The 18,231-nt window shown below is 39.8% G+C and carries 21 protein-coding genes and 1 tRNA gene; 6 read left to right on the top strand and 16 right to left on the bottom strand.

From position 1 onward, the window contains the following. Positions 1-6: 6 nt before the first annotated feature. Positions 7-396, top strand: coding sequence for a hypothetical protein (locus WCY03_RS05410; protein ID WP_345992384.1), 390 nt, complete (start codon positions 7-9; stop codon positions 394-396). Positions 397-647: 251 nt separating this feature from the next. Here the strand turns inward: WCY03_RS05410 and WCY03_RS05415 are convergent, their stop codons facing one another. The 9 genes from WCY03_RS05415 to WCY03_RS05455 form a co-directional block, all read right to left on the bottom strand. Next, the gene (locus tag WCY03_RS05415) at positions 648-1,805 is read right to left on the bottom strand and encodes a hypothetical protein (protein WP_345993973.1); all 1,158 of its coding nucleotides are present in this window, start codon (positions 1,803-1,805) and stop codon (positions 648-650) included. A gap of 279 nt (positions 1,806-2,084) precedes the next feature. After that, positions 2,085-2,159: transfer RNA gene (locus WCY03_RS05420), tRNA-Glu, on the bottom strand. A 114-nt stretch (positions 2,160-2,273) separates the two neighbouring features. After that, positions 2,274-2,822 (bottom strand): response regulator, encoded by a 549-nt coding sequence (locus tag WCY03_RS05425; RefSeq protein ID WP_345993974.1) that lies wholly within the window; start codon positions 2,820-2,822, stop codon positions 2,274-2,276. Positions 2,823-2,911: 89 nt separating this feature from the next. Then, entirely contained in the window at positions 2,912-3,121 is a 210-nt protein-coding gene (locus tag WCY03_RS05430; RefSeq protein WP_345993975.1) for a hypothetical protein, read from the bottom strand. Between the two features lie 24 nt (positions 3,122-3,145). Next, on the bottom strand, positions 3,146-4,414 hold the full coding sequence (locus WCY03_RS05435; RefSeq protein WP_345993976.1) for a citrate synthase: 1,269 nt from the start codon (positions 4,412-4,414) through the stop codon (positions 3,146-3,148). Further along, positions 4,411-5,199 (bottom strand): glucosaminidase domain-containing protein, encoded by a 789-nt coding sequence (locus tag WCY03_RS05440; RefSeq protein WP_345993977.1) that lies wholly within the window; start codon positions 5,197-5,199, stop codon positions 4,411-4,413. The genes WCY03_RS05435 and WCY03_RS05440 overlap by 4 nt, the downstream gene beginning before the upstream one ends. Positions 5,200-5,230: 31 nt before the next feature. Next, positions 5,231-5,956: a 2OG-Fe(II) oxygenase gene (locus WCY03_RS05445; protein WP_345993978.1), complete on the bottom strand. Its 726-nt coding sequence runs from the start codon at positions 5,954-5,956 to the stop codon at positions 5,231-5,233. 73 nt (positions 5,957-6,029) lie between these two features. After that, positions 6,030-6,353 carry a hypothetical protein gene (locus WCY03_RS05450; RefSeq protein WP_345993979.1) on the bottom strand — a complete coding sequence of 108 codons (324 nt, stop codon included), beginning with the start codon at positions 6,351-6,353 and terminating at the stop codon, positions 6,030-6,032. A gap of 145 nt (positions 6,354-6,498) precedes the next feature. Then, positions 6,499-6,741, bottom strand: a complete 243-nt coding sequence (locus WCY03_RS05455) for an iron oxidase oxidoreductase (protein WP_345993980.1) — start codon at positions 6,739-6,741, stop codon at positions 6,499-6,501. A gap of 266 nt (positions 6,742-7,007) precedes the next feature. Between WCY03_RS05455 and WCY03_RS05460 the strand changes: the two genes are divergently transcribed. Continuing rightward, positions 7,008-7,385 carry a YbgC/FadM family acyl-CoA thioesterase gene (locus tag WCY03_RS05460; protein ID WP_345993981.1) on the top strand — a complete coding sequence of 126 codons (378 nt, stop codon included), beginning with the start codon at positions 7,008-7,010 and terminating at the stop codon, positions 7,383-7,385. Here WCY03_RS05460 and WCY03_RS05465 read toward each other — a convergent pair. Next, positions 7,371-8,618: a hypothetical protein gene (locus tag WCY03_RS05465; protein ID WP_345993982.1), complete on the bottom strand. Its 1,248-nt coding sequence runs from the start codon at positions 8,616-8,618 to the stop codon at positions 7,371-7,373. The genes WCY03_RS05460 and WCY03_RS05465 overlap by 15 nt on opposite strands. Next, positions 8,615-9,247, bottom strand: a complete 633-nt coding sequence (locus tag WCY03_RS05470; protein WP_345993983.1) for a uracil-DNA glycosylase — start codon at positions 9,245-9,247, stop codon at positions 8,615-8,617. Before WCY03_RS05470 ends, WCY03_RS05465 begins: the two co-directional genes overlap by 4 nt. A gap of 103 nt (positions 9,248-9,350) precedes the next feature. Here WCY03_RS05470 and WCY03_RS05475 point away from each other — a divergent pair, with 103 nt between their 5' ends. Further along, positions 9,351-10,904: an EAL domain-containing protein gene (locus tag WCY03_RS05475; protein WP_345993984.1), complete on the top strand. Its 1,554-nt coding sequence runs from the start codon at positions 9,351-9,353 to the stop codon at positions 10,902-10,904. A 4-nt stretch (positions 10,905-10,908) separates the two neighbouring features. On the opposite strand, the gene WCY03_RS05480 is transcribed toward WCY03_RS05475, so the two are convergent. Further along, positions 10,909-11,319, bottom strand: a complete 411-nt coding sequence (locus WCY03_RS05480) for an arsenate reductase ArsC (RefSeq protein ID WP_345993985.1) — start codon at positions 11,317-11,319, stop codon at positions 10,909-10,911. Positions 11,320-11,396: 77 nt separating this feature from the next. Then, positions 11,397-12,032 carry a Crp/Fnr family transcriptional regulator gene (locus WCY03_RS05485; RefSeq protein ID WP_345993986.1) on the bottom strand — a complete coding sequence of 212 codons (636 nt, stop codon included), beginning with the start codon at positions 12,030-12,032 and terminating at the stop codon, positions 11,397-11,399. A gap of 78 nt (positions 12,033-12,110) precedes the next feature. Between WCY03_RS05485 and WCY03_RS05490 the strand changes: the two genes are divergently transcribed. The 3 genes from WCY03_RS05490 to WCY03_RS05500 are packed head-to-tail and all read left to right on the top strand — an operon-like array spanning position 12,111 to position 14,173. After that, entirely contained in the window at positions 12,111-12,551 is a 441-nt protein-coding gene (locus tag WCY03_RS05490; protein WP_345993987.1) for a hemerythrin domain-containing protein, read from the top strand. Between the two features lie 13 nt (positions 12,552-12,564). After that, positions 12,565-13,827 (top strand): hypothetical protein, encoded by a 1,263-nt coding sequence (locus WCY03_RS05495; protein WP_345993988.1) that lies wholly within the window; start codon positions 12,565-12,567, stop codon positions 13,825-13,827. After that, positions 13,814-14,173, top strand: coding sequence for a nitrous oxide-stimulated promoter family protein (locus tag WCY03_RS05500; RefSeq protein WP_345993989.1), 360 nt, complete (start codon positions 13,814-13,816; stop codon positions 14,171-14,173). The genes WCY03_RS05495 and WCY03_RS05500 overlap by 14 nt, the downstream gene beginning before the upstream one ends. 16 nt (positions 14,174-14,189) lie before the next feature. On the opposite strand, the gene WCY03_RS05505 is transcribed toward WCY03_RS05500, so the two are convergent. From WCY03_RS05505 to WCY03_RS05515, 3 genes are all read right to left on the bottom strand, one after another. Beyond that, positions 14,190-14,576 (bottom strand): class II SORL domain-containing protein, encoded by a 387-nt coding sequence (locus WCY03_RS05505; protein ID WP_345993990.1) that lies wholly within the window; start codon positions 14,574-14,576, stop codon positions 14,190-14,192. A 106-nt stretch (positions 14,577-14,682) separates the two neighbouring features. Then, positions 14,683-16,026: a PepSY-associated TM helix domain-containing protein gene (locus WCY03_RS05510; protein ID WP_345993991.1), complete on the bottom strand. Its 1,344-nt coding sequence runs from the start codon at positions 16,024-16,026 to the stop codon at positions 14,683-14,685. Continuing rightward, positions 16,020-18,077 carry a TonB-dependent receptor gene (locus tag WCY03_RS05515; protein ID WP_345993992.1) on the bottom strand — a complete coding sequence of 686 codons (2,058 nt, stop codon included), beginning with the start codon at positions 18,075-18,077 and terminating at the stop codon, positions 16,020-16,022. The genes WCY03_RS05510 and WCY03_RS05515 overlap by 7 nt, the downstream gene beginning before the upstream one ends. Between the last annotated feature and the right edge of the window lie 154 nt (positions 18,078-18,231).

An 18,231-nucleotide genomic window follows, 5' to 3' on the forward strand; every position in this document is an offset into this window, starting at 1 on the left:
CTAATAGTGGTAGAAGTAAAATCAAAGCAAACATTGAAAGATGCTATTCTAAGCGGTGAAGATGAAATTAAAGTTGACAATCCAGAGCTAGAAAAATGGATTATTCTTATTCATGGAATTAAACAAGTTACATGGAGTGTGGCAATTTGCCTAGTGGCAGCAGGTATATATAGTCTCCTTGCAACACCAGCAACAGGAGGAAGTACAACTCCCGTATCAGCTATCGCCGCTGGTGGAGTGTCAGTTTTGATTGGTATGCCTGCGGCGATTGCAATGATAAGTTTAGGAGTGGTTATGGGCGGAATAGTTGGCCTTAAAGCTATCCGCAATAATTATCGAATCATGTCTAAAACACCAGGAGCTTTAATTCTGAAAAGGAAGCATAGCGCAGGTTGAATTTAATTTCAAGTGAATAAGATCTTTGAAGTCAAGTGTCTTAATCCCCTCATAAAGCTCTTCAACTCCATACCCTTGCGAATAAACAACAGAGGTCATATCTTTGTCAGGTTCGTGACCCATAATGCGATTCATAAGGTCTTTTGGCAGCTTATAGTGAACAGCATTTTTCATAAGCTGGTCTCCAACATTATGTCTAAGACTATGAAATACCTGATCTTCTTCTTCAGTTACATGCTTCCTGAAATACTTCATAAAATTCTTGCCATAGTCCGTGTTGTACCTTTCCTCTTTCGGGTGGAGCTCAGGTTTTTCCATAGTCTTGGCTGTTTATTTTTTATGGAATTGTAGTATTCAATAAATCCAAGCTCAATAAGCTTAGGATGAAGTGGCACTAGACGGAAGGCATTCTCATTTTTAAGATGTTTGTCTTTCTCTTCATTGAGGTCAAAGTACCATATAATCTCACCCATGTCTGTTGTAATACTTTTAAGGTCTTCTACATAGAGCTGGCATATCTCGTTTTGTCGCATACCAGAATAACCAGCAATTATAGGAATCCAGTATTTCTCAGGTGCAAATGTGAGGGTATGCTTCAGCTTGTCCGTATAGAGTTTAGAAGTGAAAAGCTTTTTAAGATTCTCTTCGCTTAGTGGTTTTCTCTCTTTTTGAATCTTCTTGCTGTTTTTTGGTTTTTTCATCAAGAATGGTTCGACTATGTTTTCTGTTATATAGCTGTATCTCGCATCGCTTGCAATATCGAATATCTGTTTTATTGAGAGCATCTTCTTTTGCTTTGTAGCGAATGCTGTTTTTTCATTCTCTTTTAACTCTATGGTTTTAAGCTCAGAGTAGGTAAGGTGTTTAAACTGTGGTTTTTTAGTTCTGCTAGAGGGAAGGTGGTTATGCAGTGCATCTGCAAAGGTTCTTAGGTCTTCTTTTGTAAAGGAGGTAATGTCTCTAGCCTCTGCATTTTCAATGACATAGATAAAGTCTTGATATGCAGCTTCATAATCTCTCCATGTACTTTGAGTAGTATTTGGAGCTGTGAGCTTTTTCTCTTTTATGAAAAGCTCATAGAGTTCCTTAAAGGTGATGGTCGTTCTTTTTACTTCTTTTGGTTCCTCTTTTATTTGAGGTGCAAAGTCTGAACGCACATCAATGATCTGCGTGAATGTCTCTAATGCATCGAGGTTCTTGAGGAGTTTCTTTTTTTCTTGGAGAGTATAGTTTCCTATCTTGTTTAATATCTGATCGTTGATTTCTTCGTTTTGTTCATGGTAGAACTGCTCTGTTGAGTAGGTGATGATTGGAAGAGTTGGAGTATTGAGTTCTGCAAACTCTTTCATCCGTGTCATGTACTGCATAACAAGTGCATCTTTATTGTTTCCGCCATATAAAACTAGCATAGTGAGAAGCTCCTCATAGATTGAATTTAGTACCTTTATCGACAGTGTAACCTGGAAATGGCTGCTTTGCGACACTTTGATTCGGATTTCTTCACGATTTTTGAAGTATTTTAAACATTCTTTGGGGATTCTTCTGCGAAAATAGAAAGTTTTATTGCGTTGTAGAAAAAAGTTACTCATAATTTGACCACCGTGTGTGACAAAAATGTGTACAAAACGCGCTATGTGACATTCACTAAATTGTTAAAGTGGCTAAAATAGGGAGTTAGAAAGAAAAAGTGGTGACTCCAAGGGGATTCGAACCCCTATGGCAAGGATGAAAACCTTGAATCCTAACCATTAGATGATGGAGCCGTTCTTTCAGATACGTGTATCTGCGCCGAAATTATATCTTTTAAAATCTTAAGAAAATATAAAAATCATCTTTGTCGTTTATATGCGCATACAGGGGGATGTATGCATATAAAATCAGTCGTTGTAAAAGTTTCTGAGGGCTCTTATTATTACGGCGTTTTTGGAGATACTTTCTGCTTTTGCATTTTCGTCGACCATCTCATACAGGTCCAGCGGTAAAGAGATCGAAAATGTTTTTGTTTCTATCTTTTTCTTTTTGTTTATCATTGCGACTATATTAGAGATAAGCTCTATGATTTTTTTCGTATCTATCGGTTTTTGAATGAAGCTGTTTACGCCGATCTCGATAGATTCGGATATTTTTTGAATATCGTTGCTTGCAGATATGATGATGACGATCTGATTTGGATTGATTTCACGGATGCGGCGGGAAAGTTCGATTCCGTCCATTTCCGGCATGATGATGTCTAAAAATACGATGTCCGGCATAAGTCTTTCGTACATCTCCAAAGCATCTTTTCCGTTAAAAGCAGACGTTACATCGGCAAAAAAGTTTTTAAACGTAGAACTCAAAAGCTCATTGGCTACAGCTTCGTCCTCTACGACCATAGCGGTAAGTTTTTTTGTTTGTTCTGTGAGCTGTACTAAATCTATACTTGACATTTTTTATTCTCCCTGTTAAAATTCGTGTTGCAATTATACATCATATTCTGTTAACTTTCTATATAGAATAAAACGGAATCAAATAATTTTTAATGTGTATATTTTTTGAATTGCTCTAACCACTCTTTGTCTGTCTCTTTTTCCTGCTCTTTTTGATCAAGCAGCGATGAGATGATCCCCTTTAACGTTTCTTCATCCATAAACTCCAATAACGAGGGGTTGATGTCTGTTTTTTTCATATCGTCATAGCTGTTAAGAAGGTTTTGTATATCTTGTATGAGTTGTTGTTTCTTGTTCATATCGAGATTATACTACAGTTTTTTTTAAATTTCTTGGTTTACTTCGCCGACATAGAGTTGTCTCGGGCGTGCTATCTTCATCTCTTTGTCATGTTTTAACTCTATCCACTGTGTTATCCATCCTACCGATCTGCCGATAACGAAGATAATGGGAAACATAGGTTTTGGGATCTTAAGAGCCGTTAAGATAAGACCTGAGTAAAAATCTATGTTCGGGTAGAGTTTTCTTTTTATGAAATATTCGTCGTTAAGCGCGATCTCCTCTATTTTCTGTGCGATCTGCAACAGTTTGTTATCGACTCCGAGTTCATCTTTTAATTCATCTAAAAGCATCTTTAGAATTTTTGCGCGGGGATCGAAATTTTTGTAGACTCTGTGTCCGAATCCCATCAGTTTAAATTTGTCGTTAGGATCTTTTGCCTTTTTTATGAACTCGTCCACATTTTCTATATCGCCGATATACTCCAGTTGCGCTATGACCGATTCGTTCGCGCCTCCATGTGCTCTTCCCCACAGCGCATTGACGCCGGCGGATATCGCCGCATAGGGATGAGCACCCGTAGAAGCGACTCCTCTGACGATCGAAGTGGAAGCGTTTTGCTCATGATCTGCATGAAGGGTAAAGATGGTGTCCAGCGCCCGTACTTCGACTTCCGGAATCTCAAGTTCGCCGGAGGGATAAGCCCTCATCATATATAGAAAGTTTTCCGTAAAAGAGCGGTTGAGATCGGGATATATAAATGGCAGTCCGTATGAGCGTCTGTGACAAAAAGCGGCAAGAGTCGGAATCTTTGCCAGTATGCGTCTTGCCATCACCTGATATTCGTTTTCATCTTCTATGTTCAGGTGTTCGAAATAAAAAGTAGAAAGAGCGGATATCGCCGAAGCCATCATCGCCATCGGATGCGCCTTATCGGGAAAAGCTTCAAAGAGGTTTTTGATCCCTTCATGTACGAACGATCTTTTTCGAAGTTCCAGATCGAATGCAGTTTTTTCGTTTTGGGATGGAAGTTCGGAATTGAGCAGAAGATAACAGATGTCCAGATAGCTTTTTTTCGTGGCGAGTTCGCTGATGTCGTATCCCCGATATGTCAGCTTGCCTTTTTCGCCGTCTATAAAGGTTATGCTTGAGCTGCAGTTTGCCGTTGAAGTAAATCCCGGATCATAAGTGAAGAGTCCTGTTTGTGTGAACAGCGTTCTTATATCGATGACATTATGTCCCGCAGTTGCTTGTAATACTTCAAATTCATAACTTTTTTTATTTTGATTGTCCGTAAGTGTAACTGTTTTCACTGTATCCTCCTGCTGTTTTGTTGTTTGCTCCAGCTCGCTATAAAACTTTTTTTACCGATATACATATCTCTGCAAAGTTCCACCAAGCCCGCTTTTCTCATTATCTGCAACGCTTTTTTAGGCCAATTTTTTCTATAGTTGAAAGAATCGGGATGTCCTCCTATCATTTTTATAAACTGTTCGTTCGTCCTTTTTTCATACAGTATCTTTTCTCCGTTTTTTTTAACAAGTGCGTCCAGCCATATTCTGGCTTTTGCAAAGCTTTTTTTATTGCTTGTTTTGCTTATCCATCTTGTTGCAAAATCCTCCATGCATCTGTATCTGGCTTTTGATCTTTCTTTGGGATGGTATTTGAAATATTCGAGATCTTTGCAGGTACCGGCAAAAGGGGCGGGGCGGTAATCTCTTTTTAGGCTGTTATCCCGTTTTTTGTAATGTAATACCTCTTTGGGATGTTTTTCGATCTCTTTGGGGTCTATGAGTATTTTTTCATGCGTGTCGCACCAGGGCAAAAATACAGAAGGCAGTTCATGGTCGGATTTAAAGGCTCCAAGACTCATGACGTTGCCCGTTATACGGCTTACGTAACCTCTGCCGTAACCTGATTCCAGTCCAGATATAGCTAAAACGGCTGCCGGTGGAAGATGGTACTCATGTGCTATTTTTATAGCTTGTGGAGCCAGCTCTTTGTAAAATTTTTTTACATGCGGATATTTTCTGTAGCTGAACTCGGCCGCTGAAGATAATGAAACAGATATTGTCAGGAGCAAGATGATCTTTTTCATATATATACTATATAGTAATATGTGTTAAAAATCAACTTATGCTATTGTGCCATTGGACCAATGTTGCTCTATATCCGGATTTTACCGGCAGTACTTCGTGACTGAAGACGGGGTTGCTTAAAAATACGAGCATATCCCCCGCTTTGGGCTGCAGTTTTACCTGATGGCCTTTTGCATCGTAAAGATAATTGAAAATCAGTTCTCCTCCTTCGAAGCTGTTTACGGTTTTTTCGTCTGCATTTGCTTTATGCGAGGAGATAAATAGAACCGTTGTCAGTTTTCTCTGCGGAGCCACACAGATAAAGCCCGTCGTATGGCCGTTCTTATCGAGAATCTCGTTTGAATCGTCGGCATGTTTGATGTAGAAATCTCCCGTCTTATATTCCAAAACCTGAATATCCGTTGCCGTGGTGAGAGCCATCGAAAAAAACTTTTCTATCTTTGGCTGATACAACTGAAAATTTTTGTAATAGAGAGATTTAAAGTGTTCGTCGAGATCGTAGATCGAAGTTTTTCTTATCTCCTCTACGACAGAGGGAGAAACTACGCTGTTTAAAAGAGTCGTTTTCACCATGGCTTTATCCGCCTGGGCGTCATTTTTTACATCGCTTACGATCAGATTGCACTCTTCTTGCGTAAAAAAATCTTCGATGATTAAAAACGGGTATTTATGATACGGGTTTGGAAGCAGCTTGCTTTCCATATAGCACTCTTGTATAGAGTCGTCACAAAAGATATGTTCGCTGATCTGTACCAAAGAGATTCTCCTAAAAAATAATCTGCAATGATATACTATAATTATTTAAAAAAAGAGTCTTTTTTAATATATTTTATAAAGTTTCGATATTGACCAGCTCAACGCGTTCGCAATCTTTTTTTAGAAGTTTTTTGTTGTTTGCGTCCTCTTCGGCAAGTACAAGAAGATCTGCAAAGTCATTTTTAGATACTTCTACCGTGTGGAGCTCTTTTGAGGTTTCGATTTTCACTGCAGCGTCTATATCTGAAGAGAGCGTTATATTTCTATACCCTTTGGCAAATTCCGATTTTATCGTTTTTGCTATCTTTTCGTTTTGTAGCAGCTCTTTGATCGTTATCTCTTTGTTTAGGTCCGTCTCACACAATATTTTGTATGTGACCACGATATTACCGTCCATCTTTTTTATCCTTTGGTATTTGAATCCTCCAATTATAGGCAAATTTTAGAGATGTTGCAAAAATCGGTTTAGCAGACAGCCTTTTCTCTTTTGCTTCGGAGCGGATTCAAATACTAAATAACGGATGAGAGAACAGGGCGTTTTACTAAGGCTTTTTGCTAAACGCCACACACCAGCCGTGAGGACTGATAGAACCTTCTACTATCCTGCATTCATTTGTTTTTGGAAAAAATTGCAGACATTCGCTGCACTCTTTGCCGTCTTTTGGATGATCTTGATACAAAAACTGTTTTTTAGGGCTTTTCGCCAGCAAAGGAGTGGCACTAAAAGTTACCATTCCCAGTAGGGCCATATATTTGAAAAAACTTCTTCGGTTTGAATCTTGCATGATTGTCTCCCTTGTCAGAGTCTATCTGTTTTGTTCTTTGACAAATATCCTTGAGGATATTTGCACCGTATTTTGCCGAAGCACGGCGAAAAAGCGATCCGCTATGCTTTTCCTGTTTGTAGAGTTAAACGATTACGAATTTTTCCTTATGTTATAATTAACTATTATCAATAATATATTTGTTCCCTTTAGCCTTAATAAAAAAAAGCGGTGTTAAAGGGCTATCTTAATAAAATAGTGAAATATTTATGATCGGAATTTAGTAAATGAAAATTAGAGTCTATTATGAAGATACGGATGTCGGCGGTGTCGTTTACCACTCAAACTATCTGAATTTTTGCGAAAGAGCCAGAAGCGAAGCTTTTTTTGAGAAGGGGATGTCACCTGTGATGCAAAACGGACATTTTGTCGTCAAAGATATTCAGGCGTCGTATATCGCCTCGGCAAAATTGGGAGAGATTTTGTATGTAAAAACTGCTCTTATGGAATTGAAGCGAGTCTCTTTTAAACTCCGTCAGGAGGTATATAGAGACGAAGAAAAACTTTTTGAGATGGATATAACACTTGCATTTGTCGATTTTGAGGGAAAAATCAAAAAACTGGAACCTCAAAATCTAGAGATACTGAACCTACTTTTCACCTGATTTATACGTCCTGAACCTTGCGTATGAGGGCTTGACAAGAGTTATAGGATAGATGATCTGGTGGTCTACCATCTGCAGCGGATACTCACGCGGTACGTTTGTTATCAGATTGAAAAAGTAATCTATACCGACTGTTGTGGCATAGTTTATCCAATCATATACTATGTCATTGCTCAAAAGAGAGTTTGTCTCTATGATAATATTGTTGTTTTTGGAGATCGAGTTGGCGATGATCATATTTTCTCTGTCTTGAAACTGGGTCATCGAGAGTATCAGCGGATCATAGTTTATCTGCGTGGAGAGGACGTTCGTCTCGTTTACGTCGTAAAGTGTCAGCTGCGACATGATCATTCCTGTTTTGACGACGGGTGTATTTGTCAAGAAGGAACCGTATTGGACGTCCTTGTTCTCAAACAGCTCGTCTTTGAGGTTCGTAGAACTTTTATCGATACTGAACGTAAAGACTTTTCTTGATTGAGGATCTGCTTGCTCAAAGCCCGTCGAATCGATGTCTTTATGCAGATATTTGTCTTCGGCGTATTTACTGAGCCTGTCCGCCAAGATCGATTTGTCTTTGAAGACCACAAGAGGGGAGACGGCTTCTTTTAGTAAAAGGTTTGTCTGTGCTTTGTAGTCTATCCCTCCGAAATACAGGTAGTTCGACGATGAGACTACATCATCTTTGTTTACGGTCGGGAAAAATATGTTTATCTGCGGATCTATACCGATAACCGTATCGACACCGTCTTTTGTCAGCGGTGCTATCGCGTAGTAAAAACCTTCATTTTCGATCTCATGAATCGTCTTGCTTAAAACGTCTTTGTCCTGAGAGTCGATATTGAAGGTTTTGATGTCAAATGCACGATTTTTGGTGAGCAGATACGCAAAGACGGAGTTTGTCGTGGAAGCCGCATATCTGCCTATGATCTTATAGGGGATGATGATAGCTATCTTTAGTTTATCCGTGGATATCGGTGCACCGATATTAAAGAGAGAAAGATTTAAAAGACGCTGTTCGTTAAGCTCTTTATTATCGAGTTTTGTCGGTGAATGTGCCAGAAATGAAAAGATATATCCCTTTTGCAGCTCCTCTTTGAGACACTCTTCGTCGCATACGTAAGGATCAAGATCCTGCATATATGTTTTAGGAAGGGGAATCGGAGAAGCGAGATAGCTTTTTGCGGATACGAAAACGGGTAGCAGCAAAAGAAGTAAAAAAAGTTTCAATTTCATAACAGGCTCTTTATTATTTTAAGGTCGTTAAGGGTCTCTTTTTTTAAAGAGGGATTGCGCAGCAGAAATTGAGGATGATATATAGGAACGAGCTTATAATCTTTCAGGTCGATGATATGTCCTCTCACGCTGTTAAACTCCTCTTTTGTTTGAGAAAAGATATTATAGGCTTCATCTCCTAAAGTTACGATAACTTTCGGTTTGATGAGCTCAATCTGTTTAAAAAGGTAGGGTTTACAGCTATTGAATTCCGAATCGGAAGGCTTGTTTGAGCCAAGCGGTTTGCATTTTACCGCATGCGTAAAAAAGATATCGTCTATATCGAGTTCAAGTACGTTTTCGACCATTTTTCTAAGCGAAGTGCCGGCTCTTCCCGTATAATAGCTTGCCGAATCGTTCTCGTTGCTTGATACGATAGAGTCGATGATCATCAGCTTTGCCTTGCCGCTCCCGTATCCGCTCATACTTTGTTTTCTGGATTTGCTCAGATCGCAAAGATGGCATGATGCGATACTTGCATGCAAAGAGCCGATATCGTCGGGCAGAACATCTAAGCTCTTTTGATTTACCGAAACAAGGTCAGTATACTCAAACCCTAATGATTTAAGCCGATATAGGTTTTGTAACATCGCAAGATTTTGATATGATTTCAATAATACGTTTCTCTAACCTTCTTTAAAATATTTTGTAGTATAGTTTAAGAGGTGTTAAATATAGATAAAATGGACGGACATGAAAAACGGCTTTATGATAAACGAATATACGATATCCTCTTCGAGTGAAGTCGAAAATGTAGTACAGAGGATATATAAAGAGTCCAAGGAACATGTATATATCCAGATAGCGGCATATATCCACAATACCGTCCTTGTTCATAATCTTACCTCTTATCTTAAGAAAAACTCAAAAGACGGCATTGAAATAGCACTTCTGAAATCAAAAGACAAAAATGACGTAAACATAGTGGTCTACAGCTCGGATGAGAAGCTTACCAAAGACGAGATACTCTACAAACTGCAAAACAAAAATAAAATAGTAGAAACAGATGTACAAGATTGTAAAGTACAGCTTTTAAAAAGATTTTTCACCGACCCTCTGACCGGCTTTCCCAATCTTTACCAGATGCGGCGCGACATGCAGGACATAGAAGACAGGACCTACATCTGTGTTGCTTTGGATAACTTTCAGGTGATAAACGATTTTTACGGTTTTGTCGTCGGTGATTATCTGCTTGAACAGATGGCGTTTAAATTGAAAAACAATGTGAAAAACTCCAAAGTCTACAGAATTTCCGGTGCCGAATTCGGAATACTGATTGATGAGATAATGGATTTTTATACGCTAAAAAGCTATTTGAAAGAGCTAAACAGTATGCTTAAAAACTCATCGTTTGAGTATCAAAACAATGTGATCTATACCGATGTGACTTTGGCGTCTTCTGCGGGCAGAAACTTTGAAAATCTTTTCTCTAAAGTGAATATGGCTTTAAAATATGCAAAACAGATGAAACTGCCTTTTTGGATATATGAAGACAGAATGAACTTCGAAAACGAGTATGAGCAAAATCTCATCACGTCGTTCAAGATCAGAAAATCCATAGAGAATTCGGGGGTCATTCCCTATTTTCAGCCGATAGTATCGAACAAAACAGGAAAGATAGTGAGATTTGAATCTCTTGCGAGGCTCAAGGATGAAAACGGCAATATACTTTCTCCTCTACAATTCATACCTATAGCTAAAACCATAAAAGTCTATACTGTGGTCACAAAAAGCGTAATAGAAAAAACGTTCGATATCTTTAAGGACAACGAGTTCGAGTTCAGCATCAATCTTTCGATCGAAGATATTATGAGCGAAGAGATATACACTTTTATCATAGAACGCTTGAAGCAATCTGATCTTGGAAACCGCGTAACGTTCGAGCTTTTGGAATCAGAAGCGATCATCGATTATAATAAAGTGACGAGATTCGTAACGGAAGTAAAACGTTTTGGAGCAAAGATCGCCATAGACGACTTTGGAAGCGGATATTCGAACTTTTCATATCTTACCAAGATACAGGTAGATTACATCAAAATAGACGGGATGCTCATAAAAGATATCGATATCTGCAAAAATTCGAGGCTTATAGCGCAGACCATCGTAGAGTTTGCCAAAAAGATGGGTATCGAGACCATAGCGGAGTATGTACACTCAAGTACCGTCGAATCGGTGGTTAAAGAGCTCGGAATAGATTATTCGCAGGGCTATTACATAGACGAACCTACACCGAAACTTCCTAGTTAAGCACTTAGCAAAGCTCTTTTTTTATGACGGGGAGCAGCTGCTGCTCTATAAGTTTTAAAGTCTTTTCATACTCTGCATACTCTTTTCCGCTCGGATCCTCAAAACCGACGTGTATGGTTTTGACCGCTTTTGGAAACATAGGGCAGGTCTCTTTGGCATTGTCGCAAACGGTCACTACAAGATCAAATGGAGTGTCTAAAACAGTTTCGATGAGCTTTGAATGGTATTCATCTCTCCAAAGCCCGTTGTCCGTTAAAAGCTTTTGCGCATTCGGATTAACGGTTCCGCTCGCCTTTACTCCCGAGCTTTGTGCTTCTGCACAATCACTGAGTTTTGCATTGATAAGTGCTTCAGCCATGATAGAGCGGCAACTGTTGCCCGTACAAAGAATAAGAATCTGTTTTTTTTGAGTCATTTTTAAATCCGGATTTTAGATTATGAAAGTATAACATAAATAAATCAACATATGTTGATTTATTGATTCAATATGCTTTATGCGATCAGTTCTTTAAGCTTTCCATGATCGATGATCTTGATGTAGCCGCCGTCTTTATCTATGATCTTCTCTTTTTTCAGCTTCGTTACGTTTCTCGACAATGTTTCGGGCGCAATGTTTAAAATGGAGGCGATCTTTATCTGTTTGAGGCTTTTGAGTATGCTTTCGTTCTCATATAAAAACTTTGCGATCTTGGTGTAACTATCAGCGGTGATAGAGTAGTTTATGAAGCTTTCAAGAGCTTTGATCTTTTTCGTCAGCGATTTTATAAAAACCATAGATATCTCCGTTTTGCTTAAGAACTTCTCTTTAAACTTCTTGTAGTCGATGAGATAGATCTCAGCATCGCTTTCAAATGAGCAGTTGGCGGGGTAGGGAGATTCTTCGAAATTTGCTATTTCGGCTATGAGATTGGGTGCGCAGAGATTATGTAAAACCACCTCGTTATCTTTGAAATCGTAAATATACAGCTTTGCTACGCCGCTGGCAAGCAGATGAAGATATTTCGGCTCATCTTTTGCATAAAAAAGGATATCTCCTTTTTTATATTTTCTATTAACGGTTATGCTTTTTAACTCTGTTATTTCCTGCTCGTCAAGCGATTCAAAAAACCAAAATTTCTCTAATTCCATTTTTGTCCCATTTCTTGACGTTCGTCAATCTTTTTATTAACATTGTATGCAAAAATACAAAAAAAATAAAGGGATATAATGACTATTAAAGATTTTATGACACACCATCATAGAGATTGCGATCAGCTTTTGGCTGCAGCGGAGGAAGCTGTCGATAAAAAAGATTTTGAAGATGCGCAAGAGAAGTATAATAAGTTTAAAGACGAGACACTGAAACATTTTGATATGGAAGAGGGATATCTGTTCCCTACATTTGAAGAAAAAAGCGGTATGGGCGGACATGGGCCGACACAAGTGATGAGAATGGAGCATGAACAGGTCAGAATGCTTTTCTCCAAACTTGACGAGACGATCGCGCAAAAAGATGGTGACAGATTTTTCGGGCTTACGGAGTCGTTGATGATCCTTTTGCAGCAGCATAATGCAAAAGAGGAGCAAATGCTTTATACGATGATGCAAAGCGTCTTGTCCGAGCAAAATGACGAGATCGTCGATAAACTTATGAATTACGGCAAATAAAGACATATAAATTATGAATATGCAGGGACTCTCGCTAGAGCAAGCACCGCCTTATAGGATTCCGCTTCTTTTTTATATAGTCGGAGCGGTTTATCTGTTGGGGTTTTCCATAGCGGTGTTATTGTATGCCCCGCATATAGATAACAGATACTACCTTCAAGCCATCGCCGTCACGCATATTATGACGCTTGGCTTTTTTACGCATATAATTTTCGGGACATTGTTTCAGATGATGCCCGTAATAATCAGCGAAGCTTATAAAAATGTCAATCTTAATGCTCAGATCCTGCTTATCGTTTTGAATATCGGTATATTGGGATTTCTTGGCTATTTCCTTTTCAATATCGAATCATCCGCCTATGTGAGTATTGTGTTGTTATCGGGCAGTTTTATCTATTTTGCGCTGTATTCCCTCGGTACCGTCTTAAGGACGGAAGATAAGAACGAGGTCGTAAAAAGCTTTATAGCCGTGTTTCTTTTTTTGATCATAGGTGCGCTCTTTGGAGCTTTGGCATTTTTGCAGCATATGGGAATGTTGGGTGCTTTGAAGTTTGGCGACATCCACTTCACTGTCATGATATTCGGTGTCGTATTTATGCTGTTTGCGGCCGTAGTGTACAAAATCATTCCTATGTTTTATGTTACGCAGGAGTACCCTTCAAGCGTAAAGAACGGTTTGTTTCTCGTCTTGTCTCTCATCCTTTTATCCATCGTTTTTGCTACACTTTTTGAATATGTCACGGCATTGAAGATTTTTAAAACGCTGCTTGGCATTTTGATCATCGGCTTTTCCGTTTTGACCGTCAATCTTTTAAGAAAGAGAAAAAGAGCAAGAAGCGACATAACGGTAAACCTGTTTTATTTTTCGAGTGTAAACCTTGCCATTGGCGGGCTGCTGTGGATAATCACCGTACTTTTTGATCTGCAAGCCGATCTTATCTTCGGCGTAGTGTTGGGACTGGGATTTGTCTTTGCTCTTATAAACGGGATGATATATAAGATAGTGCCGTTTTTGACATGGTTTCATCTGAGTTCAAAATATATTTACGAAGCAGAAATGGGAGAGGTCATCAAAGCCAAGATGATCCGTATTCAGTACTATGTGTTCATGGCAAGTTACGGTTTTTTTATGGCCGCGTTGTTGTTTAAACCTCTGATCGTAGCAGCAGCAGGACTATTTTTTGTATCCTCGTCACTGCTTTTATACAATATCGTGCATGGATATAATTATTATTCAAGAATAATAAAGAAGGCACCCGATTATGGAACAAAATAAATTTGAAACCGAAGTCAAAACCTTAAAAAGCTTCTTTGAAACCTACTGTCACTCAAACGAACATGAAAACAGAGTTATAAACTCCTCTGTATGTACCCATAAAGATTTTTCCTATACGGTGGAACTCGACCTTTGCGGGAAGTGCCGAACGCTTATAGATTATTCCATTAAAAGGCTAGAAGAGTGTCCTCATGAGATCAAGCCAAGATGCAGAACATGCCCGAACCCATGTTATGAAAAGAACGAATGGAAGAAGCTGGCTAAAGTTATGCGCTACAGCGGCGTAAGACTCGGAGTCGTAAAAGTAAAAGAAAAGATGAAGAGTATTTTGAAATTTAAGCCCTAAAAAGAGGGCTTAAGAGTTAGTCGACGACGGTTACTTCAACCGGCGTTGATTCCCACACACCGTGTTTTGTACAGTAGGCATGAGCTACAAGATCAAGTTTTTTCCCCATAGGGCGGATATTGAAAGTTACTTCCGTATGAGATTTCTCATTTCCCAAAGTACCCGCTACAAAATCTGCTCTTGCTAAAAGGACTTCACCGTTATAAAGAGCCATGTTTGCTATATAGTGGTCAAAATCATCTGGATGAGGATATTCGTTACCCATTTTTACGGTTACTGCGAACATCTCTCCTTTTTTGGCTTCTTTAGCACAATGGATAAACGGTGAATGGCGGTCGATATAGTCTTTTTTCGCTTCGCGTTCTACCGTGTCTATGTCGACGTATTTGTTGATCTTTGGCATTTTCTATTCCTTTTCGAATTGGTTTTTATAGCGGCAGTATATCCTTATTCGCTTTTAAAAAATTAAATTTCATATTGAAATGATACTTATTAACCAAAATCTAAACTCATACCGGGATTTTCTTTTTGATATGACTTCTGCGTCTTTTGTACCAACGGATAACGCCCGTGGCGCCAAGAACGAAAAAAGCCAGAACGGAAATATCGTTTATCCAAATCCACCAAGAGGCAAAAAAAGTTCCGTCATGCAGAGTAAAAAACAAAGAGTACAGCGTTGCATCTTTAAAAACAGGCAGGGTAAATTTGTCGTTTGTAGCCGCAAAATAGCTAATTTTGCCGTTATTGTTCACGACATCTCTGAACATATGGGGCGTGTTGTTTAAACGTTCCCATCTGCCGTCATATTTACGGTTGGATGAACCCATTCCGCTTACATACAGCACATTGTCCTTTCTGATCATGCGAAACGCAAAGCCTTTGCTCTCCATTTCCCAATCGCGCAGATCTTCGCTTTTATATACACCGTATCTGTTGCCTATGCGATATATCTTACCGTCAAAGTCCACCGACCAGATATCATGCTGCAGGGTAGAATATACGGGAGGCAGTATTGCATGCGGTATCTTCACCGATGCCATAAATCTTGCCAGCGTATTTGCATGGTCTAAGAATACTCCTGTCACCGCCAGTATGACAAGCGGTATAAGAGCCGCCAGCGAAAAAACATTTGAATGCAGACGTATAAGCTTTCTGGTGACTTTGGGAGCTTTCTTCTTATGTATCAGCCACCAGATGAGATAGCCTCCAAATGCCAGTGCAGTAAGAAAAAGAGCTCCGTAGTCATTGATGTACAGCGACCAGTCACCCTCAAGCAAACCTCTGCCGTAATGCAGGTCTCTGACAAGCCTTGAGAGGGTAATAGCCTCTTGCAGTTTCGAGGATGATATTTTAACGCTGCTTCGGCCGAGTATCTGTGCATCGGTCTTTGTAAGCCTTACTATCTCGCGCTTATCGACAACGGCGACAATGTCGTTTGGTGACAGGCAAAGAGCGTTTACATATTCGCCGGACAATGCGTAGTTGCTCCATATAGAGTCTTTTAGTACATAGATACCATCGGAGGTAGCTGCAAACATCTTATTTTTGTCGTCTTTGATCGCCTGGCATTGAATATTTGACATTTTACGGTAGGTTGCTCCTCCGTCAAATGTCTCGAATATACCCCGTTTTCCGCCAATGATATTATGTTTTGGAGATACCGGGTCCTGCCAATAGGCTTCAAATAATCGTTTATCCTCCTCTAGTGCCGCTTTTGGAAGATGTTTGAATGTAGTCGTATATAAAAAATCCCATTGTTTATGGTCGAGGAAAAAGCCCGTGATACCCAAAAGGAGTAAAACGAGCCCTGTGCCGATCCCGGCAATTTTATGTAAGGTAACGGCTTTTACCATAGATATGAAAGTCCTGCATAGAACTGACGCGGATCACCCGGCGTATAATCGCTTTTGCCGTAAGCATAGCTTGCGCTGACGGCATATCTCTCATCCGTTATGTTTGTGATCTTTGCAAACAGGCTGAGATGTTTTGAATAGACATAATCGGCTTTTAAGTTGCCAATACCGTAGCCTTTGTATTTATCGACGGTATGTGCATCATCCATCCAGTATGAGCCGACATAGATATATTCACCCATTACCGATAAACCTTTGATGTTTTTTGGAGTGTATACCAAGCGGGCATTTCCCGTATTGTTCGGCGCCTGAGATATCTCATTGTCGCCATAATTGGAATCGTTCACATAGTTGTGCATAGAGTAAGAGTAAGCGATGCGGGCGGCCCACTCGTCCGTCGCCTGAATCTGTGTTGTCAGTTCTACGCCTTTATGCGTAGTGCTTCCGCCGTTATCATAATAGTAATAACCTGAAGGGATGTCCCTATATTTCGTAATGGTATCGTTTATAGTCATATAGTAAGCGGCCAGTTCGGTATAGCTTTTTTTACCCATTTCCGATTTGATGCCGATCTCGTATGTGTTAGAGGTCTCCGGATCGAGTTTTACGTTCTCGTATCCGGCTTTCATCGAATACAGCAAAGTAGATTGCGGGATCCTAAAACCGTTCGCATAGCGCGCATATATGTTTGTGTCTTTGTTTATTTTATAGTTGAGTGAAAGTTTCGGGCTTAGATGCGAGAAGTGATCATTTCTGTCTCCGGGACGATAATATACTCCAGAAGCGTCCGTACTGTCTGCAGTAAGATTGTTCTTGTATTCGTATTGATTGTAATCGTATCTTAATCCCGCGCTCAGCATGAGATCGCTGGTGATATCGTATTCGCCGTGTATGTAAGGAGCTATGGCCATGTAGTTTACATCATAGTCGTAAATGGCGCCTTGCAGATATGTCTTGCCTCCGGTCGTGATATCGAAATCCTGATTATACAAAAGCGTGGACTTTGTGAACTCTGCATCGACTCCTCCTATCAGACGGCCCCAAGAGGTTGTATATTTGTTCTTTTGTAAAAAACCGGCGGTAAACATTTTGTTGTCGTTGCTTGGAAGGTTCTTCTCCCATGTAGCGACATATCTGTTTCTGTTATAGCGGAGATACGGCGTGAACGATATATCCAGATCGTTAAACGAATAGTTGGTAAATTCCGCACTGAGACGGGCATAGTCAAATTTTCTTCTCACATCCGTCTGCTGAAGAGCGCTAAAATAGGTAGCGTCATCGCTCGCGGCGGTCGAACCGTTCTTTATGTTGTCATAATCATTGAAGGTATCTGCCTGTTCTGCGTCGGTGTAACTTGTATTGAAGATGACTTTGACATCGTTGTCGCTATTTATTTTATGATCATAACGGACATTTGCTTCGAATCTGTCTGTATTCGTATGGTCGCGCCAGCCGTCGCTGTGCATATAGTTCACGTTCGCGCGGTATGAGCTGTTCTCATCGACGGTATCGCTTACTTCCAAGAAAGTGGAACCGTATCCGTTGCTGCCTCCCATCCCTTTAAAGGTGATCTCTTTTTGTTTTGAGGGTTTTTTTACCGATTGTACATTTATGACCGCTGCCACCGCATCGGAACCGTATAGCGCCGTACCCGGGCCTTTGAGCACATCCACAGACGTCGCGGATTCAAAAGTAGTATATGCCAGACCGTTGTGGTTGAAAAAGCCCGATGACTGTACCGGTATGCCGTCTTGCATGAACAGATAGTAAGAATCCGTATTGTTAGGCATACGTATGGAGGTTGTATTACCGATAACCGAACCGGTCTGCACTATGCGCACACCCGCAAGAGAGTTAAGAAGGTCTTTTTGGAATATTACCTGATCGAGCTTGATCTCGCTTTCGCTTTTTTTGGATATGCTCAGCGGTTGAGCAAGGACTTTTTCTTCACTTCCCGTCGCCGTTACGCTTACCGGCGACAACTCGATGACGGAAGAATCGGCTAGTACCGCCATAGCTGCAAAACTAAGGGTGATTATTGTTTTTTTCATAATTGACGAGCTCCTAAAAAATTTGCCCTATATTATGAAAAAAGTGTTACATTAATGTTAAATTATATATAAAAAGTAATATTTATTATTCAGAAAACTGATTGTTTTTTTTGATTTTTATGGCAGAAGGTTGTCTTCAAAATGCTCGAAAACA

The organism is Sulfurimonas sp. HSL-1716, from assembly GCF_039645975.1.
Taxonomy (GTDB): Bacteria; Campylobacterota; Campylobacteria; order Campylobacterales; family Sulfurimonadaceae; genus Hydrocurvibacter; species Hydrocurvibacter sulfurireducens.